The organism is Aeromonas allosaccharophila (genome assembly GCF_000819685.1).
Taxonomy (GTDB): Bacteria; Pseudomonadota; Gammaproteobacteria; order Enterobacterales; family Aeromonadaceae; genus Aeromonas; species Aeromonas allosaccharophila.
Map to the genome: position 1 here is coordinate 1 of NZ_CDBR01000039.1, position 20,937 is coordinate 20,937.

Consider the following 20,937-nt stretch of genomic DNA (forward strand, 5'->3'; position numbering starts at 1 on the left):
CCATCGCTGGGAAATCGAACTGGGCTATCGGGAGATGAAGCACAGCCTGCAACAACATCGACTGACCCTGCGCAGCAAGAAGGCGGCGGGCATACGACAGGAGCTGTGGGGCGTGCTGCTGGCGTACAACCTGCTGCGCAGCCAGATGGTAAAGATGGCGGCGAGTCTGAAGGGATACACGGCGAGTCAGCTGAGTTTTCACATGGCGTCGGTCTATCTTATCCATGAACTGAGCTGCATGCCGTACCTATCACCGGGGACTATCCCGAAGCGGGTGGCTGAGCTGGAGAAACAAGCGGGGCAGTTTGTGCTGCCGGAACGAAGGGAGCGAAGTTACCCCCGCTGCGTGAAGCCAAGGCCACAGAGGTATAGTGTAAAAAAAGCCAATAAAAACAATGCCATTCAGGCTTAACTGACTGGCATTAGCCCCTTGCGGGGCTTTTTGCATTCAGAGGGCTTCTGGAAGGCTTCGTTACTTTTTCGCTTTGGAGAGCGCCGCCGCGAAGGCGTTGCCCATGGCGCCACCCGTAGGGGCGCTTTGCCGCGGCTCATTTCTTGGCTTGGCGTTGCCAGCGCTGCTGTTGCGTGCTTCAGCTTGTTTGCGGGCTGGTTGTCCCGCTTTTTCATCGAGACGCATGGTGAGGCTGATCCGCTTGCGCGGGGCGTCCACTTCCAGCACCTTGACCCGCACAATGTCGCCCGCCTTGACCACCTCGCGGGGATCCTTGACGAAGCGGTCGGTCAGGGAGGAGATGTGCACCAGCCCATCCTGATGAACACCAATATCAACGAAGGCGCCGAAGTTGGTGACGTTGGTGACCACCCCTTCCAGTACCATCTCGGGCACCAGATCGCTGATCTTCTCCACCCCGTCCTTGAAGGTCGCGGTTTTGAACTCGGGGCGCGGGTCGCGGCCCGGCTTGTCCAGCTCGCCGATTATGTCGGTGACGGTGGGTACGCCGAATTGCTCATCGGTGTAGTCGGCCGGTTTCAGGCTGCGCAGCAGGCTGCTGTTGCCGAGCAGGCTCTCCACGGTCTGTTCCAGCTTGGCGAGGATCCGCTCCACCACCGGATAGGACTCCGGGTGCACTGCCGAGCAGTCGAGGGGATTGCTGCCGCCGCGAATGCGCAGGAAGCCGGCGCACTGTTCGAAGGCTTTGGGGCCGAGTCGACTCACTTTCAGCAACTGCTGACGGCTCTTGAAGGCGCCGTTTTCATCCCGGTAGGCGACGATGTTCTGGGCCAGCGTCTGGGAGAGGCCGGAAACCCGGTTGAGCAGGGCGACCGAGGCGGTGTTCACATCGACACCGACCGCGTTTACGCAATCCTCGACCACCGCATCCAGTCGGCGGGCCAGCTGGCTCTGGCCGACATCGTGCTGATACTGGCCCACCCCGATGCTCTTGGGGTCGATCTTGACCAGCTCGGCCAGCGGGTCTTGCAGGCGGCGGGCGATGGAGACAGCGCCACGGATGGAAACGTCGAGAACCGGGAACTCCTGAGAGGCGAGCTCGGAGGCGGAGTAGACCGAGGCCCCTGCCTCGCTCACTACTATCTTCTGCGCCTTGGCGGCCGGGTATCGCTCGAACAGATCGCTCACCAGTCGGTCGGTCTCCCGCGAGGCGGTGCCGTTGCCGATGCTGATGAGCTCGACCTTGTGTTTCTGGCACAGCTCGCTCAGGGTCTTGAGGCTCTGATCAATCTGGCGTTTCGGTTCGAATGGATAGATGGTGGCGTGATCGACCAGCTTACCGGTGGCATCCACTACGGCTACCTTGACCCCGGTGCGGATGCCCGGATCCAGCCCCATGGTGCAGCGCATGCCGGCCGGGGCTGCCATCAGCAGATCCTTGAGGTTCATGGCGAATACCTTGATCGCCTCGTCTTCGGCTGATTCGCGGATGCGGCCGATCAGCTCGGTCTCCATCTGCAGCGACAGCTTGATCTTCCAGGTCCAGCTCACCACCCCATGCAGCCACTTGTCGGCTGGGCGGTTCTGCAGATTGAGCTTGAGGTGGTGGGCAATGATCCCTTCGCAGGGGCTGGCACCCTCATCCTCACCGGTGACCAGCGCCAGATTGAGGATCCCCTCGTTGCGGCCGCGCAGCATGGCCAGCACCCGGTGGGAGGGGGCCTTGTGCAGCGGTTCGTCGTGTTCGAAGTAATCCTTGAACTTGGCCCCTTCCTGCTCCTTGCCTGCCACCACGCGGGCGCGCAGGGTGGCATTTTGCCACAGGTAGTCGCGCAGCTTCTCCAGCAGGTCGGCCTGCTCGGCGAAGCGCTCCATCAGGATATAGCGGGCGCCGTCGAGGGCGGCCTTGCTGTCGGCAATGCCCAGTTCGGGATTGAGGAAGGCGGCGGCCGCTTGCTCGGGATCCTGCATCGGATCGGTGAGCAGCAGGTTGGCCAGCGGCTCCAGCCCGGCTTCGATCGCCATCTGCCCCTTGGTGCGGCGTTTGGGCTTGTAGGGAAGGTAGAGATCTTCCAGCCGGGTCTTGCTGTCGGCGCCGTGCAGTTCGCGGGCCAGCTCGGGGGTCAGCTTGCCCTGCTCCTCGATGGAGCGAATGATCACCTGACGGCGATCTTCCAGCTCACGCAGATAGCCGAGGCGGCTCTCCAGAGTACGCAACTGGCTATCGTCCAGACCGCCGGTCACCTCTTTGCGATAACGGGCGATAAAGGGCACGGTCGAGCCTTCATCCAGCAGGCGCACTGCTGCCTGCACCTGCTCCGGGCGAGCATTGAGCTCACCGGCAATCTGTCTCTCTATGGTTTGCATCATGATGTTGTTGAGGGCCTCTGTGGTCGAGTCCGCGCCATCGGGCGCCAAGTGTGAGCACTATATGGGGTCGTGTAGCGGGATGCCACCCTGCGCCGGGGTCACCGTCACGCAGATTGATGGGGCTGTAGGGGATGGCGCTTATCTTGCCTTGGCACCTGCTGCTCAGGATGTGCCTGTGGCAAGCAACCCGCCAGCAGTCCGACTATTTGGGGTAGCTGATCTCGTTGATATACCAGCAGGCGTCACCGACTGGCGTGCGGACGATGGCTTCGTCCCCGACCTCTTTCTTGAGCAGGGCACGGGCCATGGGGGAGTCGATGGAGATGTAATCCTTGCGCTCGAAGATTTCGTCATAGCCGACGATGCGAAAACGCTTGGTCTCGCCCTCTTCGTTTTCCACCTCGACCCATGCGCCGAAGAACACCTTGCCCTCCTGCGCGGGGGCATAGTCGACGATCCCCAGCTCTTCGAGACATTTGCGCAGGTAGCGTACCCGCCGGTCAATCTCCCGCAGCCGCTTCTTGTTGTACTGGTAGTCGGCATTTTCGCTGCGATCCCCCAGGCTGGCAGCCCATGCCACCTTCCTGGTGACCTCGGGGCGCTCCTGACGCCAGAGGAAATCGAGCTCTTCTTTCAGCTTGTTGTAGCCTTCGCGGGTGATCAGCTTTGTCTTCATGGTGATGCGGACCTGGTCAAAGAGGGGTAATCATCGCTAACTGCTCGGGAATATTAGCTTTTGTCCCTTTTCTGTCGAGATAAATCGTACTGGTCTGGCGGGATCCCTCAAGAGGGGGTGGCGAGGTCGGTGACTTGATGGCCGTCACGCTCTCGGGATGGGTAATAACCGGTAACATATTTATGCTTTGCTCCCGTGATATCCCCCCCTAGTATTGGGGGCAGCTAAAGAATAAGAGGCAAAGCAATGAGTCAGCAGCAATACAAGGTCCTGGTCGTGGACGATGACCTGAAATTACGTTCCCTGTTGGAGCGCTATCTCACCGAGCAGGGATTCGTGGTGCGCGGAGTGGCCAATGGTGAACAGGCTGATCGCTTGCTGACTCGTGAAAACTTCAGCCTGATGGTGCTCGACCTGATGTTGCCGGGGGAGGATGGGCTCTCCATCTGCCGCCGTCTGCGGGAAGCGGGCAACCAGATCCCGGTGCTGATGCTCACCGCCAAGGGGGATGAAGTGGATCGCATCGTCGGGCTCGAGATGGGAGCCGATGACTATCTGCCCAAGCCGTTCAATCCCCGCGAATTGCTGGCGCGGATCCGTGCCGTGTTGCGCCGCCATACCGTCGAGTTGCCGGGGGCTCCCTCTGCAGCAGAGAAGGTGGTCAACTTCGGTGCCTTCCAGCTCAATCTGGCTACCCGCGAGCTGAGCCGGGATGGTGAGCCGATGGCGCTCACCAGCGGTGAATTTGCGGTGCTCAAGGTACTGGTCAGCCATCCGCGCGAGCCGCTCTCTCGCGACAAGTTGATGAATCTGGCTCGTGGCCGCGAATACACCGCCACCGAGCGTAGCATCGACGTGCAGGTTTCCCGCTTGCGCCGCCTGCTGGAGCAGGACCCGGCCCAGCCCCGCTATCTACAGACCGTCTGGGGTCTGGGGTATGTGTTCGTGCCAGATGGTGACGGTGCATGAAAAAGGTCGGCAGCATGTTCTCGCGCATGCTCTGGTTTCTGGCCGCCGTGCTGGTGGTCTATCAAGCGGTTTCCTACGTTACCTTCTACAACTATCTGCTGGCGCCAACCGTCAAGCAGATCAGTCACCTGCTGGCCAATCAGGTCAAGCTGATCTTTCCGGTCAACACGGAACAACTGGCGCTGAGTGAAGATGCCGAGGCGCTGGTCTATGTGACGACCGGCACCGATATCTATACCCAGAGCGAGGCGGTGCAGCATGGCTTCAACGATGCCAAGCCGTACCCCTATCTGGAGGAGAACATCAGCCGCGAACTGGGTGGTCCAGCCAAGGTGCGGGTCGAGATCCAGGATCACTACATCATCTGGATCCAGCCGCCGCAGGCCAGCAAAATCTGGGTGCGGATCCCGCTGACCGAGATTGAAGATGACGATATCGAACCCCTCATTATCTATCTGAGCGTGCTGCTGGTGATCACCCTGTTTGCGGCCTGGCGCTTTGCCCGCCAGCTGGTGCGCCCGCTCGAGGATCTCGAGGCTGGCGCGGTGGCGGTGGCCAAGGGGCATTTCCCCGAGGCGCTGGGGGAGTTGGGGTCACGGGAAGTGCGGCGGTTGACCCGCACCTTCAACCACATGTCGCACTCCATCAAGAGCCTGATCGAGGAGCGTAACCTGATGATGGCGGGGGTATCCCACGATCTGCGCACCCCGCTGACCCGCATCCGGCTGGCCACCGAGATGATGTCCTCCGGTGACGAGTACCTCAAGGAGAGCATCAATTCCGATATTGATGAGTCCAATGCCATCATCGATCAGTTCATCGACTATATCCGCCCTGATGAGGGGCAGGACCTGATGCCGATCGACCTGACCCAGCTGGTGCACGATACCTTGCTGATCTACTCGGAACAGGGGCTGGAGGTGGAACTGGCGCTGCCGCAGGATGCGGTGCGGGTGGCCTGCAATCCGGTCAGCATGCGACGGGTGTTGAACAACCTCTCAAGCAACTCGTTGCGTTATGGGGCAAGCAGGCTGCATGCCGAATTGAAGGACGATGGTCACTGGGTGCGCTTGCGCCTGTCAGATGATGGCCCCGGTATTCCCGAGCAGGATTATGCCCGGGTACTCAAGCCCTTCACCCAGGGCAATGTGGCACGCACTGTCGGTGGTAGCGGTCTTGGTCTGGCGATTGTGGCCAAGATAGTCGCCCAGCACCACGGCACTATCCGACTGGGGAGTTCGGAGCTCGGCGGCTTGCTGGTTGAGGTGCGATTGCCGAAACACCAGCCGCAGGAGTGGATGGATTGAAAGAAGGGCGTATCGGTGGATACGCCCTTTTGCATGATCAGACCACTTTCTCTGGAGTGGTGGTGGCCGCCTTGCGATAGCGTTTGCCATATCTCAGTTGCTGGATCAGCAGGGCCGCCACGATCAATCCCAGCCCGATGGGGGTGGCTGGGTGGATCGCCTCGCCAACCAGCAGGTTGAGCAGCACCAGCGAGGCAAACGGCGAGATGAAGATGAGGTTGCTGATGGGGGCCGTGTTGGTGGCATGGCGCATTGCCATCAGCCAGAGTACGAAACCAAATCCCATCTCGATGATCCCGACATAAATGGCGCCCAGCCAGCCTTGCCAGGCGGTCAGCTGGAAGTCGGCCAGCAGCCAGGTGGCGAGCACGATGAAGGGGAGGCTGATAATGAAACCAAGCAGCAGGCTGACGACGGGATCCCCCTGATTGCGGGTATTGAGGATCCAGTAGGTGGCCCAGATCAGGGTCGAGAGCAGCACCAGTGCCACCCCCAGGGGATTGTCAAAGTGCAGTCCGAAGACATCCCCCTTGGTGGCAATGACCAGCGCTCCGAAATAACCCAGCACGATAGCCACCCCGTCGCGGCGGCGCAGGGTCTGGCCGAGGAACGGCACCGAGAGCAGTGTGAGGGTGATGGCCCAGGTGTAGCTGAGGGTCTGCGCCTGCTGGGCCGGTAGCAGATCATAGGCTTTGAACAGCAGCAGGTAATAGAGGAAGGGATTCATCACCCCCAGCATCAGGTAATAGAGCGGGCGGCTACGCAGATAGCTGCAGAGCAGCGACAGTTTGCCCTGCTTGAGCACTATGGTGCCCAGCAGCAGGGTCGAGGTCAGCGCCGCAACCAGCAGCAGTTGCACCGGCGCAAAATAGGTGAGGGAAATCTTGAAGGCCGTTGCCACCGTGGACCAGAGCGCCACGGCGCAGAGTGCGTACTGGTAGGCTTTCTTTTGATCTTTGATCATCGCTGTCGTGTCATGAACGGAAGAAAGCGGCAGTCTATCAGCCCATTGACGAGCTTGTCGTGACGCCGGACATTCCTTGAGGTGATTCCTGTCATGGACGAGCCTTTTCGGGGACGGTGACAGAGATCCATCTGTCACAGAAAATTGTGCACAATCTGTTCGCCCTCTCTTGCGCAAATTGAAAAAATCCGTATAATCCCCTCCGCTTACCCATGAGGTAAGCCAGACGATATGTCTGCTGCTGAGTTTACTGCTTGCAGAGACCAGCCATACAGTCCTCCCGATATGGGAGGAAACGTGAAAAATCACACCTCTGGCGGGAGAGATCTCGGTCGGGCGGTGTTGATTTATGTTCTTTTATCTATTGGAGCTCTGTCAATGCAGAACCAAAGAATCCGTATCCGCCTGAAGGCTTTTGATCATCGCCTGATTGATCAATCCACTGCGGAAATCGTTGAAACTGCAAAGCGCACTGGCGCGCAGGTTCGCGGTCCTATTCCGCTGCCGACTCGCAAAGAGCGCTTCACCGTCCTGATCTCCCCGCACGTCAACAAAGATGCGCGTGATCAGTACGAGATCCGCACTCACAAGCGTCTGGTAGACATCGTTGAGCCGACTGACAAGACCGTAGACGCCCTGATGCGTCTGGATCTGGCAGCTGGTGTAGACGTCCAGATCAGCCTGGGTTAATTACGGAAAGAGGTTGATAACAATGACAATCGGTCTTGTAGGTCGCAAAGTGGGTATGACTCGCATCTTCACTGAAGATGGCGTTTCTATCCCGGTGACTGTTATCGAAGTTGAAGCTAACCGTGTAACTCAGGTCAAATCTGTAGAAACCGACGGCTACAACGCTATTCAGGTTACCACTGGCGCCAAAAAAGCCAGCCGTGTGACCAAGCCGGAAGCTGGCCACTTCGCCAAAGCTGGTGTAGAAGCCGGTCGCGGTCTGTGGGAATTCCGCCTGAACAACGGTGAAACTTTCACTGTTGGTAGCGAGCTGAAAGTAGATCTTCTCGCTGACGTTAAGCTGGTAGACGTTACTGGCACATCCAAAGGTAAAGGCTTTGCTGGTACTGTTAAGCGCCACAACTTCCGCACCCAGGATATGACCCACGGTAACTCCTTGTCTCACCGCGTTCCGGGTTCTATCGGTCAGAACCAGACTCCGGGTCGTGTATTCAAGGGCAAAAAGATGGCTGGTCACATGGGTGCTGAGCGTGTAACGACTCAGAACCTGGAACTGGTTCGTGTTGACGCTGAACGCAACCTGCTGCTCATCAAAGGCGCAGTACCGGGTGCAACCAACGGCAACGTGATCGTCAAACCTGCCGTCAAAGCGTAACGTCTGAGGAGATAGTAATGGAATTGGTAATGAAAGACGCCAAGAGCGCTCTTGAAGTTTCCGAGACTACCTTCGGGCGCGAATTCAACGAAGCTCTGGTTCACCAGGTCGTCGTTGCATATGCCGCTGGTGCCCGTCAGGGTACTCGTGCGCAGCTGACTCGCTCTGAAGTGTCTGGTGGCGGCAAAAAGCCGTGGCGTCAGAAGGGTACTGGTCGTGCCCGTGCTGGCTCCATCCGTTCGCCCATCTGGCGTTCCGGTGGTGTGACTTTTGCTGCTAAGCCGCAAGATCACAGCCAGAAAGTAAACAAGAAGATGTACCGCGGCGCTATCCGTAGCATTCTGTCCGAGCTGGTACGTCAAGAGCGCCTGATCGTTGTCGAGAAATTCGGCATCGAAGCGCCGAAGACCAAAGAACTGATCGCCAAGCTGAAAGAGATGGAACTGACTGACGTTCTGATCGTGACTGCTGAAGTCGATGAGAACCTGTTCCTGGCTGCTCGCAACCTGTACAAGGTCGACGTGCGTGATGTTGCCGGTATCGACCCGGTCAGCCTGATCGCCTTCGACAAGATTCTGATGACTGCTGATGCAGTTAAGCAAATCGAGGAGATGCTGGCATGATCCGCGAAGAACGTCTGTTGAAAGTTCTGAAGGCTCCGCACATCTCTGAAAAGAGCACCATGGTCGCAGAAAAGCAGAACACTATCGTGTTCAAAGTTGCTGTTGATGCCACCAAGGCGGAAGTCAAAGCTGCAGTTGCGAAACTGTTCGAGGTCGAAGTTGAGACCGTCCGTACCCTGAACATGAAGGGTAAGACCAAGCGCTCAGGTGCGCGTGTAGGCCGTCGTTCCGATTGGAAAAAGGCTTATGTGACCCTGAAAGCTGGTCAGGACATCGACTTCATGGGCGCAGCCGAGTAAGAGGAGTTCTCAAAAATGGCAATCGTTAAGTGCAAGCCTACTTCTCCGGGCCGCCGTCACGTCGTCAAGATCGTCAATCAAGAGCTGTACAAGGGTAAGCCCTTTGCCGCTCTGCTGGACAGCAAAAGCAAGTCCGGTGGTCGTAACAACAACGGCCGTATCACTACCCGTCATATCGGTGGTGGTCACAAGCAGCACTACCGTATCGTCGACTTCAAACGCGACAAAGACGGTATCCCGGCTAAAGTAGAGCGCCTGGAATACGATCCTAACCGTACCGCTAACATCGCTCTGGTGTTGTATGCAGACGGTGAGCGTCGTTACATCCTGGCTCCGAAAGGCCTGAAAGCTGGTGACGCAATCGCTTCTGGTGCTGATGCAGCCATCAAGGTAGGTAACGCCCTGCCGATGCGCAACATCCCGGTTGGTTCTACCGTTCACGCTGTAGAGATGAAGCCTGGTAAAGGTGCCCAGCTGGCTCGTTCCGCTGGTACTTTCATCCAGATCCTGGCTCGTGAAGGTAACTATGTAACTCTGCGTCTGCGTTCCGGCGAAGTACGTAAAGTTCTGGCCGAGTGCCGCGCTACCATCGGTGAAGTCGGTAACTCCGAGCACATGTTGCGTCAACTGGGTAAAGCCGGTGCAAACCGCTGGCGTGGTATTCGTCCGACCGTTCGCGGTATGGCGATGAACCCGGTTGATCACCCGCACGGTGGTGGTGAGGGTCGTAACAAAGGCATGCAGCCTGTGTCCCCATGGGGCCAGAAGGCTAAAGGCTTCAAGACCCGTAAGAACAAGCGTACCGACAAGTACATCGTACGTCGTCGTAACAAGTAATTGTTAACATAGAGGAATCACCATGCCACGTTCTCTCAAGAAGGGTCCATTTATTGACCTGCACTTGCTGAAGAAGGTAGAGAAAGCGGTGGAAAGCGGGGATAAAAAGCCGGTTAAGACCTGGTCCCGTCGTTCAATGATCATCCCGAACATGATCGGTTTGACCATCGCTGTCCATAATGGTCGTCAGCACGTTCCGGTTTTCGTTACCGAAGAAATGATCGGTCACAAACTGGGTGAATTCGCACCGACTCGTACTTATCGCGGCCATGCTGCTGATAAGAAGGCTAAGAAGCGCTAAGGGATAAATGATGGAAGCTATCGCTAAACACCGTTATGCCCGTACTTCTGCCCAGAAAGCTCGTCTGGTAGCCGATCAAGTACGTGGTCTGTCCGTAGACAAGGCTCTGAATATCCTGACCTTCAGCCCGAAAAAGGCTGCTGTGCTGGTTAAGAAAGTGCTGGAATCTGCCATTGCAAACGCTGAGCACAACGAAGGCGCCGATATCGACGCGCTGCGTGTTGCTACTATCATGGTCGACGAAGGTCCCTCCATGAAGCGCATCCGTCCGCGTGCCAAAGGTCGTGCGGATCGTATCCTCAAGCGTACCGCTCACATCACTGTAGTGGTATCCGACGCTAAGGCTGGGAGATAAGCAATGGGTCAGAAAGTACATCCTAATGGCATTCGCCTGGGTATTACCAAGCCTTGGAATTCTACCTGGTTCGCGAACACCAAAGACTTCGCTGACAACCTGTACAGCGATTTTCAAGTACGCCAGTTCCTGACCAAGGAACTGAAAAACGCGTCCTTGTCCAAGATCACCATTGAGCGTCCGGCCAAGAGCATCCGTGTGACCATTCACACCGCTCGTCCGGGTGTTGTCATCGGTAAGAAAGGCGAAGACGTTGAGAAACTGCGCAAAGCTGTAGCCACTATTGCTGGCGTGCCTGCTCAGATCAACATTTCCGAAGTCCGCAAGCCGGAGCTGGATGGCAAACTCGTTGCCGACAGCATCACTTCCCAGCTGGAGCGTCGTGTAATGTTCCGTCGTGCTATGAAGCGCGCCGTACAGAACGCAATGCGCCTGGGTGCCAAGGGCATCAAAGTGGAAGTTTCCGGTCGTCTGGGCGGCGCTGAAATCGCGCGTACCGAATGGTACCGTGAAGGTCGTGTGCCGTTGCACACCCTGCGTGCCGACATCGACTACGCAACTTCTGAAGCCCACACCACTTACGGTGTGATCGGCGTTAAAGTTTGGATCTTCAAGGGCGAAGTTCTGGGCGGTCTGGCTGCTGTTAACGCTGCCGCTGCTCAAGAGCAAGCTCCTGCAAAGCCCAAGCGTGACAACAAGCGCCGCGCTGCTAAGTAAGGAGATTCGGTAAATGTTGCAACCTAAGCGTACTAAATTCCGCAAGACCCACAAGGGTCGTAACCGCGGTCTGGCCACCTCTGGTAACGAAGTATCCTTCGGTACCTTTGGCCTGAAGGCGACATCCCGTGGTCAACTGACTGCTCGTCAAATCGAAGCAGCCCGTCGTGCCATGACCCGTCACGTTAAGCGTCAAGGTAAGATCTGGATCCGTGTGTTCCCGGACAAGCCCATCACCGAAAAGCCCCTCGAAGTTCGTATGGGTAAAGGTAAGGGTAACGTGGAATACTGGGTTTGCCCGATCCAGCCTGGCAAGGTTCTGTACGAGATGGACGGTGTACCTGAGGCTCTGGCGCGTGAAGCGTTTGCCCTGGCCGCAGCTAAGCTGTCTGTTCAGACCACTTTCGTAATTAAGACGGTGATGTGATGAAAGCCCAAGATCTGCGTCAAAAGAGCGTCGAAGAACTGAACCAGGAGCTGCTGGGCCTGCTGCGTGAGCAATTCAACATGCGCATGCAAGCGTCCACCGGCCAGCTGGCTCAGACTCACACTCTGAAACAAGTGCGTCGTGACGTCGCACGTATCAAGACTGTACTGACTGAGAAGGCAGGTGCGTAATGACTGACAAGATCCGTACTCTGCAAGGTCGTGTAATCAGCGACAAGATGGACAAGTCCATCACTGTTGCTATCGAGCGCAAGGTAAAGCACCCGATCTACGGTAAGATCATCAAGCGCACTACCAAGCTGCACGTGCATGACGAGACCAACGAGTGTAAAGCAGGCGATCTCGTGGAAATCCGCGAATGCCGCCCGCTGTCCAAGACCAAGTCCTGGACCCTGGTTGCGATCTTAGAAAAGGCCTAATCGGTACTTTGTAGTCCAAACGGCCCCCTTCAGGGGCCGTTTGTTTTTTAGGCTACCTTTTCTAAAAATCCTGTGTTATAGTTTCGCGCCTTTTGAAGGCAGCCAGATCCCATCAGGGATAAGAAGTAAACAAAGCGGAGCACTAAGATGATCCAGATGCAAAGTATGCTGGGTGTTGCCGACAACTCCGGCGCTCGCAGTGTAATGTGTATTAAGGTTCTGGGTGGCTCGCACCGCCGTTACGCCGGCATCGGCGACATCATCAAGGTTTCCATCAAGGAAGCTATTCCTCGCGGTAAAGTGAAGAAAGGTGATGTGTATAACGCGGTGGTCGTACGCACCCGTAAAGGCGTTCGTCGTCCGGACGGCTCTGTCATCCGTTTCGACAACAATGCGGCTGTGTTGCTTAACAACAACCAACAGCCAATCGGTACTCGTATTTTTGGCCCGGTGACCCGTGAACTGCGTAATGAGAAGTTCATGAAGATTGTGTCCCTGGCACCCGAAGTACTGTAAGGAGTCGAACGATGGCAGCTAAAATCCGTCGCGAAGACGAAGTGATCGTACTTACCGGCAAAGACAAGGGCAAGCGTGGCAAAGTCACTCAAGTCCTGATTGCAAAAGGTAAGGTAATCGTTGAAGGCATCAACCAGGTGAAGAAACACCAGAAGCCGGTACCCGCACTGGGTCAGGCTGGCGGTATCGTCACCAAAGAAGCCCCCATCGATGTATCAAACGTAGCGCTGTTCAACTCTGCCACTGGCAAAGCTGACCGCGTTGGTTTCCGGATTGAAGACGGCAAAAAAGTCCGTTTCTTCAAATCCACCGGCGAACTTGTGAAGTAATTGGAGTTTAACGATGGCGAAACTGCATGATTACTACAAATCCGATGTAGTAAATGAACTGTCAAAGCAGTTCGGTTACAAGACTATCATGCAAGTCCCTCGGATCGAGAAAATCACCCTGAACATGGGTGTTGGTGAAGCGATCTCTGACAAGAAATTGCTGGAAAATGCTGCTGCCGATATGGCTGCCATTTCCGGTCAGAAGCCGCTGATCACCAAAGCTCGCAAATCTGTTGCGGGCTTCAAGATTCGTGAAGGCTACCCGATAGGTTGTAAAGTAACCCTGCGTGGCGAGCGTATGTGGGAGTTCCTGGAACGGCTGATCTGCATCTCCGTACCGCGTATCCGTGACTTCCGTGGCCTGAACGCTAAAGCGTTCGACGGTCGTGGTAACTACTCCATGGGCGTGCGTGAGCAGATCATCTTCCCGGAAATCGACTATGACAAAGTCGATCGCGTCCGTGGTTTGGATATCACCATCACCACTTCCGCGAATACCGATGAAGAAGGCCGTGCTCTGCTGGCTGCCTTTAACTTCCCATTCCGCAAGTAAGGTTAGGGTTATGGCTAAAACATCCATGAAAGCGCGCGAAGCAAAGCGTGCCAAGCTGGTAGCCAAGTACGCGACCAAGCGTGCCGAGCTGAAAGCTATCATCGTTGACATGAACGCTTCTGAAGAAGCGCGTTGGGATGCTGTACTGCAACTGCAACAGCTGCCCCGTGATTCCAGTCCGTCCCGCCAGCGTAACCGTTGCAATATTACTGGTCGTCCGCACGGTTTCCTGCGCAAGTTTGGCCTGTCTCGCATCAAGGTGCGTGAGCATGCCATGAAGGGCGAAATTCCGGGCCTGAAGAAGGCTTCTTGGTAACGAATCTCGGGAGTTAGACTTATGAGCATGCAAGATCCGATCGCGGATATGCTGACCCGCATCCGTAACGGTCAGGCGGCGAGCAAAGTTGCGGTTTCCATGCCTTCTTCCAAGCTGAAAGTGGCTATCGCCAAAGTGCTGAAAGAAGAAGGTTACATCGCTGGCTACTCCGTAGCTGGTGACGTGAAGCCGGAACTGGAAATTGAACTGAAATATTTCCAGGGCAAGCCAGTTGTAGAACTGATCCAACGCGTAAGCCGTCCAGGCCTGCGTATTTACAAGCGCACTACTGATCTGCCGAAAGTTATGGGCGGTCTCGGTGTTGCTATCGTGTCCACGTCTAAAGGTGTGATGACTGACCGTGCTGCTCGCAAAGCAAGCATGGGCGGTGAGATCATCTGCTACGTCGCTTAATAGGAGGTAGGAAATGTCTCGTGTTGCTAAGGCACCCGTCACTATTCCTGCTGGCGTAGAGGTGACTCTGAACGGCCAGGAACTGACCATCAAAGGTGGTAAAGGTTCTCTGGTTCGCTCTATTCACGCCGGTGTAGAAGTGACCAAAGAAGACAATGTACTCAAGTTCGCCCCGCGCGGCAGCATCGCTGGTGCTGACGCTCAGGCCGGTACTGCCCGTGCATTGGTCAACAACATGGTAATCGGTGTTACCCAAGGCTTCGAGCGCAAGCTGCAGCTGGTTGGTGTAGGTTATAAAGCCTCCATCAAGGGCAATGCTGTTGCGCTGGCTCTGGGCTTCTCTCACCCGGTAGAGCATGCGCTGCCGGCTGGTGTGACCGCTGAGTGCCCGACTGCTACAGAAATCGTTCTGCGTGGCGTCGACAAGCAGCTGGTTGGCCAAGTCGCCGCCGATATCCGTGCTTACCGCGCTCCGGAGCCCTACAAGGGCAAGGGTGTACGCTATGCCAACGAGCAAGTGCGTACTAAAGAAGCTAAGAAGAAGTAAGGTAACACTATGGACAAGAAAGCAGCTCGTCTCCGTCGTGCTACTCGTGCTCGGAAAAAGATGCAGGAACTGGGAGCCACCCGTCTGGTTGTTCACCGTACCCCGCGTCATATCTATGCGCAGGTTATTGCAGCCAACGGTTCCGAAGTTCTGGCCTCTGCTTCCACAGTAGAGAAAGCCATCAGTGAAGCTCTGAAATACACCGGTAATGCAGATGCTGCTACCGCTGTAGGTAAAGCTATCGCTGAGCGTGCTATTGCCAAAGGCGTTCAGAACGTATCTTTCGATCGTTCCGGTTTCAAGTATCACGGTCGCATTGCTGCTCTGGCAGCTGCCGCACGTGACGCTGGTCTTCAGTTCTAAGCTAGGAGTCGAAGATGGCTAAAGTCGAATCTCAAGCCGGCGAACTGCAAGAAAAGCTCATTGCAGTAAACCGTGTTTCGAAAACTGTTAAAGGTGGTCGTATCATGTCCTTCACCGCGTTGACCGTGGTGGGTGATGGTAACGGCCGTGTAGGTTACGGTTACGGTAAAGCCCGTGAAGTTCCGGCTGCTATTCAAAAAGCAATGGAACAGGCTAAGCGTAACCTGAACAAGGTTGAGCTGAACAACGGCACTCTGCACCACCCGGTGCGTGGTGTTCACTCTGGCTCCACCGTGTTCATGAAGCCGGCCTCTCAAGGTACTGGTATCATTGCAGGCGGCGCCATGCGTGCTGTTCTGGAAGTTGCCGGTATCCACAACGTGCTGGCCAAGACCTACGGTTCCACCAACCCAATCAACGTTGTTCGCGCAACTGTAGACGCTCTGGTTCACGGTCAATCACCGGAACAGATCGCTGCCAAGCGTGGTCTGCGCGTTGAAGAAATTCTGGGGTAATGCGACATGGCTAACACTGTAAAAGTAACTCAAACTCGCAGCTCTATCGGCCGTCTGCCAAAGCACAAGGCGACTCTGCGTGGTCTGGGTCTGCGTCGCATTGGTCACACCGTTGAGCTGGAAGATACTCCTTGCGTACGCGGCATGATCAACCAGGTTTATTACATGGTTAAGGTGGAGGGCTAAGCATGCGTCTGAACACTCTGTCTCCGGCCGCTGGTTCCAAGCCTGAAAAACAACGTCGTGGCCGTGGTATCGGCTCCGGCCTGGGCAAGACTGGTGGTCGTGGTGTTAAAGGCCAAACCTCTCGTTCCGGTGGCGGTAAAGTCCGCAACGGTTTCGAAGGCGGCCAGATGCCTTTGAAAATCCGTCTGCCGAAGTTCGGTTTCTTCTCTCGCAAATCTTTGGTTTCTGCCGAAGTGCGTCTGAACGAAATCGCCATGGTGGAAGGTGATGTGGTCGATCTGAGCACTCTGAAGCAAGCCGGTGTTGTTACTAAGAACATCGTATTCGCTAAAGTTGTTCTGTCTGGCAACATTGACCGTGCTGTGACCGTTCGTGGTCTGTCCGTCACCAAAGGTGCACGTGCAGCCATCGAGGCCGCTGGCGGTAAAATCGAGGAATAATCAGTACAATGGCTAAGAAACCAGGATTGGATGTTAAAGCACAGGGTGGTCTGAGTGAACTGAAGAGCCGTCTGCTCTTCGTTCTCGGGGCGATTATCGTTTTCCGTGCAGGCTCTTATGTGCCGATTCCTGGTATTGACGCCGCCGTACTGGCCGAGTTGTTCCAGCAACAGAAGGGCACCATCATTGAGATGTTCAACATGTTCAGTGGTGGTGCACTCTCGCGTGCTTCTATTCTTGCGTTGGGGATCATGCCGTACATTTCGGCGTCGATCATTATCCAGCTGCTGACTGTGGTTCACCCCGCTCTTGCTGAACTCAAGAAAGAAGGTGAATCCGGCCGTCGCAAGATTAGCCAATATACCCGTTGGGGCACGCTGGTTTTGGGAACTTTCCAGGCAATTGGTATTGCAACCGGTCTGCCGAATATGATGCATGGACTCGTGACTCATCCGGGTTTAGGCTTCTATTTCACAGCGGTTGTAAGTCTGGTCACCGGTACCATGTTTTTGATGTGGTTGGGTGAACAGATTACCGAGCGTGGGATTGGTAATGGTATCTCGTTGATTATTTTCACGGGTATCGTTGCTGGTCTACCGCATGCCATTGGCGCTACGGCCGAACAGGCACGTCAAGGGGAATTGCACATCCTGCTGTTGTTGTTGCTGGGCTTGATTGTTTTCGCAGTGACTTACTTTGTGGTGTTCGTGGAGCGTGGTCAGCGTCGTATCGTCGTTAACTATGCCAAGCGTCAACAAGGCCGCCAGGTATTCGCCGCGCAAAGCACACACCTGCCGTTGAAAGTGAATATGGCCGGTGTGATTCCTGCGATTTTCGCATCCAGTATCATCCTCTTCCCGGGGACCATTACCTCTTGGTTTGGTCAGGGCGAGGGTAAAGTAGCTGACATCCTGCAACAGGTCTCTATGGTCCTGCAGCCGGGTCAACCGCTTTACGAGATGCTGTATGCAGCAGCCATTATCTTCTTCTGCTTCTTCTATACCGCGCTGGTGTTCAACCCCCGCGAGACAGCAGATAATCTGAAGAAGAGTGGAGCCTTTATCCCGGGGATTCGCCCGGGCGAGCAGACAGCACGTTACATCGATAAGGTTATGACTCGCCTGACATTGGCAGGTGCGCTCTATATAACCTTTATCTGTCTGGTACCCCAGTTCTTGATGACTGCCTGGAACGTACAGTTCTATTTCGGTGGCACTTCGCTGCTGATTATCGTGGTAGTTATCATGGACTTCATGGCTCAGGTACAAACCCATATGATGTCTCATCAATATGGCGACGTCCTGAGGAAGGCCAACCTGAAGGGCTACGGCCGCTAAAGGTCGGCGTAGTTACGGAGTTAAGCAATGAAAGTTCGTGCTTCCGTTAAGGCAATCTGCCGTAACTGCAAAATCATCAAGCGTCACGGTGTGGTGCGTGTGATTTGCAGCGAGCCAAAGCATAAACAGCGCCAAGGCTAATTTTTTACGGTTAGTACTTGCAACAAATAGTTGTGCTGGCTAATATAGCCAGCCAACTTTTGTTGTGTATTGGTTGACCGCCACGTATCCGCTCACGGGCTTTGTGGTGGTCGTAATCTACTATATGTAGGAGTGAATAGTGGCCCGTATCGCTGGCATTAACATTCCTGACCATAAGCATGCAGTCATCGCTTTGACTGCGATTTATGGCGTCGGTCGTACCCGCTCCAAGGCCATCTGTGCCGCAGCCGGTATCGCTGAGAATGTGAAAATTAAAGACCTGGACGAAGCTCAGATCGAGAGTCTGCGTGAACAAGTAGGTAAATTCACCGTTGAAGGTGACCTGCGTCGTCAGATTTCCATGAACATCAAGCGATTGATGGATCTGGGTTGCTACCGTGGTTTGCGTCACCGTCGTAGCCTGCCTGTTCGTGGTCAACGTACCAAGACCAACGCTCGTACCCGTAAGGGTCCGCGCAAGGCTATCAAGAAGTAACGGGAAGGTAGAAAATGGCTAAAACTCCGACTCGTGCTCGCAAGCGCGTTAAAAAGCAAGTGAGCGACGGTATTGCGCACGTTCATGCATCTTTCAACAACACAATCGTGACCATTACTGACCGTCAGGGCAATGCTCTGTCATGGGCTACCTCCGGTGGTTCAGGTTTCCGTGGTTCCCGTAAGTCCACTCCGTTTGCTGCCCAGGTAGCTGCTGAGCGTGCTGGTGAGATCGCCAAAGAATACGGCGTGAAGAACCTGGAAGTCATGGTCAAAGGTCCGGGTCCCGGTCGTGAGTCTTCCATCCGCGCTCTGAACGCGGCTGGTTTCCGCATCACTAATATTACTGATGTGACTCCGATCCCGCACAACGGTTGTCGTCCTCCCAAGAAGCGCCGCGTATAACGCTGTAGCAACTTGGTCTAGGATTGTTGGAGAAAGAAGATGGCAAGATATATCGGTCCTAAGCTTAAGCTTAGCCGTCGTGAGGGCACCGACCTCTTCCTGAAGTCTGGTGTTCGTGCGATTGATTCTAAGTGCAAGATTGACACCGCCCCTGGTCAGCACGGTGCGCGTAAAGCGCGTCTGTCCGACTACGGTGTTCAGCTGCGCGAGAAACAAAAAGTTCGTCGTATCTACGGCGTATTGGAAAAACAGTTCCGCAACTACTACCGCGACGCTGCCCGTCAAAAGGGTAACACCGGTGAAAACCTGTTGCAGCTGCTGGAAGGTCGTTTGGACAACGTTGTTTACCGTATGGGCTTCGGCGCTACCCGTGCTGAATCTCGTCAGCTGGTGAGCCACAAGGCCATCATGGTAAACGGTCGCGTTGTGAACATTCCTTCTTTCCAGGTTTCCCCTGAGGACGTGATCTGCGTTCGTGAGAAGGCTAAGAAGCAAGCGCGTATCAAAGCTTCCCTGGAAGTTGCTGGTCAGCGCGAGAAGCCGACTTGGGTAGAGGTTGACGCCGCTAAAATGGAAGGTGCTTTCAAGCGTCTGCCAGAGCGTTCCGACCTGTCTGCCGACATTAACGAACAGCTGATCGTCGAGCTTTACTCCAAGTAAAGCTAGCTTCTAAAGAGAGGACACAATGCTGGGTTCTGTAACAGATTTTCTTAAACCGCGGCTAGTTGACATCGAGCAAGTTAGCCCGACTCATGCGAAAGTGACTCTTGAGCCACTTGAGCGTGGCTTTGGTCACACGCTGGGCAACGCCCTGCGTCGTATTTTGCTGTCATCTATGCCCGGTTGTGCAGTTACTGAAGTCGAAATTGACGGGGTACTGCATGAGTACAGCAGCAAAGAAGGTGTACAGGAAGACATTCTCGAAATCCTGCTCAACCTGAAAGGTATCGCTGTGAAGCTGGAAGGCAAGGACGAGGTAACTCTGTCCCTGACCAAGTCTGGAACAGGCCCCGTTACCGCTGGTGATATCACTCACGGTGATGAAGTCGAGATCGTAAACCCGGAGCACGTAATCTGCCACCTGACTGGTGCCAATGCTGAAATCGGCATGCGCCTGAAAGTTCAGCGTGGTCGTGGTTATGTGCCTGCTTCTGCTCGTGTTCACAACGATGACGAAGAGCGTCCGATTGGTCGCCTGCTGCTGGACTCCGCGTTCAGCCCCATCGTTCGTATTGCCTACAATGTTGAGGCAGCACGTGTGGAACAGCGAACCGACTTGGACAAGCTGGTCATCGACATGGAGACCAATGGTACCCTGGATCCTGAAGAAGCCATCCGTCGTTCTGCCACTATTCTGGCCGAGCAACTGGAAGCCTTCGTGGATCTGCGCGATGTCAGCGTGCCCGAGAAGAAAGAAGAGAAACCCGAGTTTGATCCGATTCTGCTACGTCCTGTCGATGATTTGGAGCTGACAGTTCGTTCTGCGAACTGTCTGAAGGCAGAAGCTATCCACTATATTGGTGATCTGGTACAGCGTACTGAGGTTGAGTTGCTTAAGACTCCTAACCTTGGTAAGAAGTCCCTGACTGAGATCAAGGACGTGTTGGCCTCCCGTGGTCTGTCTCTTGGCATGCGCCTTGAGAACTGGCCGCCCGCCAGCATCGCTGACGAGTAATCCAGATTACGGGTTTCACAGATTTAGTTAGAAGGATAAGGTCATGCGCCATCGTTTGAGTGGTCGTCAACTGAACCGGAACAGCAGCCATCGTCAGGCAATGTTCCGCAACATGGCCAGCTCCCTGGTTCGTCATGAGATCATCAAGACGACTCTGCCTAAGGCAAAAGAGCTGCGTCGTGTAGTTGAACCGCTGATCACCCTTGCCAAGACTGATAGCGTTGCTAATCGTCGTCTGGCATTTGCCCGCACTCGCGACAACGCGATCGTGGCTAAGCTGTTCAATGAACTGGGCCCGCGCTACCTGGAGCGCGCCGGCGGTTATACTCGCATTCTGAAATGCGGTTTCCGTGCTGGCGACAACGCCCCTATGGCTTACATTGAGCTGGTAGACCGCCCGGCCGCTGCTGAAGCAGCTGCTGAGTGATAAAGAAAAAGCCGGGCTTGTCCCGGCTTTTCTTTTAATGAATCCTGACACTGCCTCAACTGCCTCAACTGCCTCAACTGCCTCAACTGCCTCAACTGCCTCAACTGCCTCAACTGCCTCAACTGCCTCAACTGCCTCAACTGCCTCAACTGCCTCAACTGCCTCAACTGCCTCAACTGCCTCAACTGCCTCAACTGCCTCAACTGCCTCAACTACCACACATGACTCATCTGCTTC

34 protein-coding genes are annotated in these 20,937 nt (G+C 55.4%); 31 read left to right on the plus strand and 3 right to left on the minus strand.

All coding sequences use genetic code 11. The features are described 5' to 3' along the window. A partial coding sequence (locus tag BN1115_RS08095; RefSeq protein ID WP_042656780.1) for a transposase occupies positions 1–412 on the plus strand: 412 nt, incomplete at its 5' end. A 60-nt stretch (positions 413–472) separates the two neighbouring features. Here the strand turns inward: BN1115_RS08095 and BN1115_RS08100 are convergent. Together BN1115_RS08100 and greB are read right to left on the minus strand one after the other, a co-directional pair. Next, complete coding sequence (locus tag BN1115_RS08100) at positions 473–2,782, minus strand: Tex family protein (protein ID WP_042656784.1); 2,310 nt, start codon at positions 2,780–2,782, stop codon at positions 473–475. Between the two features lie 202 nt (positions 2,783–2,984). Further along, complete coding sequence (gene greB / locus BN1115_RS08105; protein ID WP_042059173.1) at positions 2,985–3,458, minus strand: transcription elongation factor GreB; 474 nt, start codon at positions 3,456–3,458, stop codon at positions 2,985–2,987. A gap of 246 nt (positions 3,459–3,704) precedes the next feature. Between greB and ompR the strand changes: the two genes are divergently transcribed. Further along, positions 3,705–4,427: an osmolarity response regulator transcription factor OmpR gene (gene ompR, locus BN1115_RS08110; RefSeq protein WP_005340625.1), complete on the plus strand. Its 723-nt coding sequence runs from the start codon at positions 3,705–3,707 to the stop codon at positions 4,425–4,427. Beyond that, positions 4,424–5,734 (plus strand): two-component system sensor histidine kinase EnvZ, encoded by a 1,311-nt coding sequence (gene envZ / locus BN1115_RS08115; protein ID WP_042656781.1) that lies wholly within the window; start codon positions 4,424–4,426, stop codon positions 5,732–5,734. Before ompR ends, envZ begins: the two co-directional genes overlap by 4 nt. Before the next feature lie 37 nt (positions 5,735–5,771). Here envZ and BN1115_RS08120 read toward each other — a convergent pair whose 3' ends face one another. Beyond that, positions 5,772–6,698: a DMT family transporter gene (locus tag BN1115_RS08120; protein ID WP_042656782.1), complete on the minus strand. Its 927-nt coding sequence runs from the start codon at positions 6,696–6,698 to the stop codon at positions 5,772–5,774. A 378-nt stretch (positions 6,699–7,076) separates the two neighbouring features. On the opposite strand from BN1115_RS08120, the gene rpsJ reads away from it, so the two are divergent. The 28 genes from rpsJ to rplQ all read left to right on the plus strand — a co-directional run bounded on the left by rpsJ (position 7,077) and on the right by rplQ (position 20,700). Further along, a complete protein-coding gene (gene rpsJ / locus BN1115_RS08125) occupies positions 7,077–7,388 on the plus strand; it encodes a 30S ribosomal protein S10 (RefSeq protein ID WP_005307944.1) in 312 nt (103 codons plus the stop codon). A gap of 22 nt (positions 7,389–7,410) precedes the next feature. Further along, the gene (gene rplC / locus BN1115_RS08130) at positions 7,411–8,043 is read left to right on the plus strand and encodes a 50S ribosomal protein L3 (RefSeq protein ID WP_005340620.1); all 633 of its coding nucleotides are present in this window, start codon (positions 7,411–7,413) and stop codon (positions 8,041–8,043) included. Positions 8,044–8,060: 17 nt separating this feature from the next. After that, entirely contained in the window at positions 8,061–8,666 is a 606-nt protein-coding gene (gene rplD / locus BN1115_RS08135; RefSeq protein WP_025325386.1) for a 50S ribosomal protein L4, read from the plus strand. Continuing rightward, positions 8,663–8,965 (plus strand): 50S ribosomal protein L23, encoded by a 303-nt coding sequence (rplW, locus tag BN1115_RS08140; RefSeq protein WP_005331199.1) that lies wholly within the window; start codon positions 8,663–8,665, stop codon positions 8,963–8,965. Before rplD ends, rplW begins: the two co-directional genes overlap by 4 nt. A gap of 15 nt (positions 8,966–8,980) precedes the next feature. Then, positions 8,981–9,802 (plus strand): 50S ribosomal protein L2, encoded by an 822-nt coding sequence (gene rplB / locus BN1115_RS08145; protein WP_005340614.1) that lies wholly within the window; start codon positions 8,981–8,983, stop codon positions 9,800–9,802. A 22-nt stretch (positions 9,803–9,824) separates the two neighbouring features. After that, positions 9,825–10,103 carry a 30S ribosomal protein S19 gene (gene rpsS, locus BN1115_RS08150; RefSeq protein ID WP_005307960.1) on the plus strand — a complete coding sequence of 93 codons (279 nt, stop codon included), beginning with the start codon at positions 9,825–9,827 and terminating at the stop codon, positions 10,101–10,103. A gap of 10 nt (positions 10,104–10,113) precedes the next feature. Beyond that, positions 10,114–10,458: a 50S ribosomal protein L22 gene (gene rplV, locus BN1115_RS08155; protein WP_005319741.1), complete on the plus strand. Its 345-nt coding sequence runs from the start codon at positions 10,114–10,116 to the stop codon at positions 10,456–10,458. A 3-nt stretch (positions 10,459–10,461) separates the two neighbouring features. Beyond that, positions 10,462–11,175 carry a 30S ribosomal protein S3 gene (rpsC, locus tag BN1115_RS08160; protein WP_005307962.1) on the plus strand — a complete coding sequence of 238 codons (714 nt, stop codon included), beginning with the start codon at positions 10,462–10,464 and terminating at the stop codon, positions 11,173–11,175. A 13-nt stretch (positions 11,176–11,188) separates the two neighbouring features. Beyond that, positions 11,189–11,602: a 50S ribosomal protein L16 gene (gene rplP, locus BN1115_RS08165; protein ID WP_005340612.1), complete on the plus strand. Its 414-nt coding sequence runs from the start codon at positions 11,189–11,191 to the stop codon at positions 11,600–11,602. Then, on the plus strand, positions 11,602–11,793 hold the full coding sequence (gene rpmC, locus BN1115_RS08170) for a 50S ribosomal protein L29 (RefSeq protein WP_005307965.1): 192 nt from the start codon (positions 11,602–11,604) through the stop codon (positions 11,791–11,793). Before rplP ends, rpmC begins: the two co-directional genes overlap by 1 nt. Then, on the plus strand, positions 11,793–12,041 hold the full coding sequence (gene rpsQ / locus BN1115_RS08175) for a 30S ribosomal protein S17 (protein ID WP_033138836.1): 249 nt from the start codon (positions 11,793–11,795) through the stop codon (positions 12,039–12,041). The genes rpmC and rpsQ overlap by 1 nt, the downstream gene beginning before the upstream one ends. Positions 12,042–12,188: 147 nt before the next feature. Then, complete coding sequence (gene rplN / locus BN1115_RS08180; RefSeq protein WP_005307975.1) at positions 12,189–12,557, plus strand: 50S ribosomal protein L14; 369 nt, start codon at positions 12,189–12,191, stop codon at positions 12,555–12,557. A gap of 11 nt (positions 12,558–12,568) precedes the next feature. Next, positions 12,569–12,886 (plus strand): 50S ribosomal protein L24, encoded by a 318-nt coding sequence (gene rplX / locus BN1115_RS08185; protein WP_005307977.1) that lies wholly within the window; start codon positions 12,569–12,571, stop codon positions 12,884–12,886. A 13-nt stretch (positions 12,887–12,899) separates the two neighbouring features. Next, positions 12,900–13,439, plus strand: coding sequence for a 50S ribosomal protein L5 (rplE, locus tag BN1115_RS08190; RefSeq protein WP_005331162.1), 540 nt, complete (start codon positions 12,900–12,902; stop codon positions 13,437–13,439). A gap of 10 nt (positions 13,440–13,449) precedes the next feature. Next, the gene (gene rpsN / locus BN1115_RS08195; RefSeq protein WP_005340609.1) at positions 13,450–13,755 is read left to right on the plus strand and encodes a 30S ribosomal protein S14; all 306 of its coding nucleotides are present in this window, start codon (positions 13,450–13,452) and stop codon (positions 13,753–13,755) included. Between the two features lie 21 nt (positions 13,756–13,776). Then, entirely contained in the window at positions 13,777–14,169 is a 393-nt protein-coding gene (rpsH, locus tag BN1115_RS08200; protein WP_005307980.1) for a 30S ribosomal protein S8, read from the plus strand. A gap of 13 nt (positions 14,170–14,182) precedes the next feature. Then, positions 14,183–14,716, plus strand: a complete 534-nt coding sequence (gene rplF / locus BN1115_RS08205; protein WP_005340607.1) for a 50S ribosomal protein L6 — start codon at positions 14,183–14,185, stop codon at positions 14,714–14,716. A 9-nt stretch (positions 14,717–14,725) separates the two neighbouring features. Next, positions 14,726–15,079 carry a 50S ribosomal protein L18 gene (gene rplR, locus BN1115_RS08210; RefSeq protein ID WP_005340606.1) on the plus strand — a complete coding sequence of 118 codons (354 nt, stop codon included), beginning with the start codon at positions 14,726–14,728 and terminating at the stop codon, positions 15,077–15,079. Between the two features lie 14 nt (positions 15,080–15,093). Then, positions 15,094–15,594, plus strand: coding sequence for a 30S ribosomal protein S5 (gene rpsE, locus BN1115_RS08215; RefSeq protein ID WP_005340605.1), 501 nt, complete (start codon positions 15,094–15,096; stop codon positions 15,592–15,594). A 6-nt stretch (positions 15,595–15,600) separates the two neighbouring features. Beyond that, the gene (gene rpmD / locus BN1115_RS08220; RefSeq protein ID WP_005307985.1) at positions 15,601–15,780 is read left to right on the plus strand and encodes a 50S ribosomal protein L30; all 180 of its coding nucleotides are present in this window, start codon (positions 15,601–15,603) and stop codon (positions 15,778–15,780) included. A 2-nt stretch (positions 15,781–15,782) separates the two neighbouring features. Continuing rightward, on the plus strand, positions 15,783–16,220 hold the full coding sequence (gene rplO / locus BN1115_RS08225) for a 50S ribosomal protein L15 (protein ID WP_033138839.1): 438 nt from the start codon (positions 15,783–15,785) through the stop codon (positions 16,218–16,220). Positions 16,221–16,228: 8 nt separating this feature from the next. Further along, complete coding sequence (secY, locus tag BN1115_RS08230) at positions 16,229–17,557, plus strand: preprotein translocase subunit SecY (RefSeq protein WP_042059159.1); 1,329 nt, start codon at positions 16,229–16,231, stop codon at positions 17,555–17,557. Positions 17,558–17,584: 27 nt separating this feature from the next. Continuing rightward, a complete protein-coding gene (gene rpmJ, locus BN1115_RS21595) occupies positions 17,585–17,698 on the plus strand; it encodes a 50S ribosomal protein L36 (protein WP_005319705.1) in 114 nt (37 codons plus the stop codon). A 139-nt stretch (positions 17,699–17,837) separates the two neighbouring features. Further along, a complete protein-coding gene (gene rpsM, locus BN1115_RS08235) occupies positions 17,838–18,194 on the plus strand; it encodes a 30S ribosomal protein S13 (RefSeq protein ID WP_005307991.1) in 357 nt (118 codons plus the stop codon). A gap of 14 nt (positions 18,195–18,208) precedes the next feature. Further along, positions 18,209–18,598: a 30S ribosomal protein S11 gene (gene rpsK, locus BN1115_RS08240; RefSeq protein ID WP_005319702.1), complete on the plus strand. Its 390-nt coding sequence runs from the start codon at positions 18,209–18,211 to the stop codon at positions 18,596–18,598. A 39-nt stretch (positions 18,599–18,637) separates the two neighbouring features. After that, on the plus strand, positions 18,638–19,258 hold the full coding sequence (gene rpsD / locus BN1115_RS08245; RefSeq protein WP_005340600.1) for a 30S ribosomal protein S4: 621 nt from the start codon (positions 18,638–18,640) through the stop codon (positions 19,256–19,258). A 25-nt stretch (positions 19,259–19,283) separates the two neighbouring features. Next, on the plus strand, positions 19,284–20,273 hold the full coding sequence (locus tag BN1115_RS08250; RefSeq protein ID WP_042656783.1) for a DNA-directed RNA polymerase subunit alpha: 990 nt from the start codon (positions 19,284–19,286) through the stop codon (positions 20,271–20,273). A 43-nt stretch (positions 20,274–20,316) separates the two neighbouring features. After that, positions 20,317–20,700, plus strand: coding sequence for a 50S ribosomal protein L17 (rplQ, locus tag BN1115_RS08255; RefSeq protein ID WP_005307999.1), 384 nt, complete (start codon positions 20,317–20,319; stop codon positions 20,698–20,700). Positions 20,701–20,937 lie beyond the last annotated feature (237 nt).

Coding starts and splice junctions, on each gene's coding strand:
- BN1115_RS08100 (WP_042656784.1), bottom strand. CDS start 2,782: ATGATGCAAACCATAGAGAGACAGATTGCCGGTGAGCTCAATGCTCGC.
- greB (WP_042059173.1), bottom strand. CDS start 3,458: ATGAAGACAAAGCTGATCACCCGCGAAGGCTACAACAAGCTGAAAGAA.
- ompR (WP_005340625.1), top strand. CDS start 3,705: ATGAGTCAGCAGCAATACAAGGTCCTGGTCGTGGACGATGACCTGAAA.
- envZ (WP_042656781.1), top strand. CDS start 4,424: ATGAAAAAGGTCGGCAGCATGTTCTCGCGCATGCTCTGGTTTCTGGCC.
- BN1115_RS08120 (WP_042656782.1), bottom strand. CDS start 6,698: ATGATCAAAGATCAAAAGAAAGCCTACCAGTACGCACTCTGCGCCGTG.
- rpsJ (WP_005307944.1), top strand. CDS start 7,077: ATGCAGAACCAAAGAATCCGTATCCGCCTGAAGGCTTTTGATCATCGC.
- rplC (WP_005340620.1), top strand. CDS start 7,411: ATGACAATCGGTCTTGTAGGTCGCAAAGTGGGTATGACTCGCATCTTC.
- rplD (WP_025325386.1), top strand. CDS start 8,061: ATGGAATTGGTAATGAAAGACGCCAAGAGCGCTCTTGAAGTTTCCGAG.
- rplW (WP_005331199.1), top strand. CDS start 8,663: ATGATCCGCGAAGAACGTCTGTTGAAAGTTCTGAAGGCTCCGCACATC.
- rplB (WP_005340614.1), top strand. CDS start 8,981: ATGGCAATCGTTAAGTGCAAGCCTACTTCTCCGGGCCGCCGTCACGTC.
- rpsS (WP_005307960.1), top strand. CDS start 9,825: ATGCCACGTTCTCTCAAGAAGGGTCCATTTATTGACCTGCACTTGCTG.
- rplV (WP_005319741.1), top strand. CDS start 10,114: ATGGAAGCTATCGCTAAACACCGTTATGCCCGTACTTCTGCCCAGAAA.
- rpsC (WP_005307962.1), top strand. CDS start 10,462: ATGGGTCAGAAAGTACATCCTAATGGCATTCGCCTGGGTATTACCAAG.
- rplP (WP_005340612.1), top strand. CDS start 11,189: ATGTTGCAACCTAAGCGTACTAAATTCCGCAAGACCCACAAGGGTCGT.
- rpmC (WP_005307965.1), top strand. CDS start 11,602: ATGAAAGCCCAAGATCTGCGTCAAAAGAGCGTCGAAGAACTGAACCAG.
- rpsQ (WP_033138836.1), top strand. CDS start 11,793: ATGACTGACAAGATCCGTACTCTGCAAGGTCGTGTAATCAGCGACAAG.
- rplN (WP_005307975.1), top strand. CDS start 12,189: ATGATCCAGATGCAAAGTATGCTGGGTGTTGCCGACAACTCCGGCGCT.
- rplX (WP_005307977.1), top strand. CDS start 12,569: ATGGCAGCTAAAATCCGTCGCGAAGACGAAGTGATCGTACTTACCGGC.
- rplE (WP_005331162.1), top strand. CDS start 12,900: ATGGCGAAACTGCATGATTACTACAAATCCGATGTAGTAAATGAACTG.
- rpsN (WP_005340609.1), top strand. CDS start 13,450: ATGGCTAAAACATCCATGAAAGCGCGCGAAGCAAAGCGTGCCAAGCTG.
- rpsH (WP_005307980.1), top strand. CDS start 13,777: ATGAGCATGCAAGATCCGATCGCGGATATGCTGACCCGCATCCGTAAC.
- rplF (WP_005340607.1), top strand. CDS start 14,183: ATGTCTCGTGTTGCTAAGGCACCCGTCACTATTCCTGCTGGCGTAGAG.
- rplR (WP_005340606.1), top strand. CDS start 14,726: ATGGACAAGAAAGCAGCTCGTCTCCGTCGTGCTACTCGTGCTCGGAAA.
- rpsE (WP_005340605.1), top strand. CDS start 15,094: ATGGCTAAAGTCGAATCTCAAGCCGGCGAACTGCAAGAAAAGCTCATT.
- rpmD (WP_005307985.1), top strand. CDS start 15,601: ATGGCTAACACTGTAAAAGTAACTCAAACTCGCAGCTCTATCGGCCGT.
- rplO (WP_033138839.1), top strand. CDS start 15,783: ATGCGTCTGAACACTCTGTCTCCGGCCGCTGGTTCCAAGCCTGAAAAA.
- secY (WP_042059159.1), top strand. CDS start 16,229: ATGGCTAAGAAACCAGGATTGGATGTTAAAGCACAGGGTGGTCTGAGT.
- rpmJ (WP_005319705.1), top strand. CDS start 17,585: ATGAAAGTTCGTGCTTCCGTTAAGGCAATCTGCCGTAACTGCAAAATC.
- rpsK (WP_005319702.1), top strand. CDS start 18,209: ATGGCTAAAACTCCGACTCGTGCTCGCAAGCGCGTTAAAAAGCAAGTG.
- rpsD (WP_005340600.1), top strand. CDS start 18,638: ATGGCAAGATATATCGGTCCTAAGCTTAAGCTTAGCCGTCGTGAGGGC.
- BN1115_RS08250 (WP_042656783.1), top strand. CDS start 19,284: ATGCTGGGTTCTGTAACAGATTTTCTTAAACCGCGGCTAGTTGACATC.
- rplQ (WP_005307999.1), top strand. CDS start 20,317: ATGCGCCATCGTTTGAGTGGTCGTCAACTGAACCGGAACAGCAGCCAT.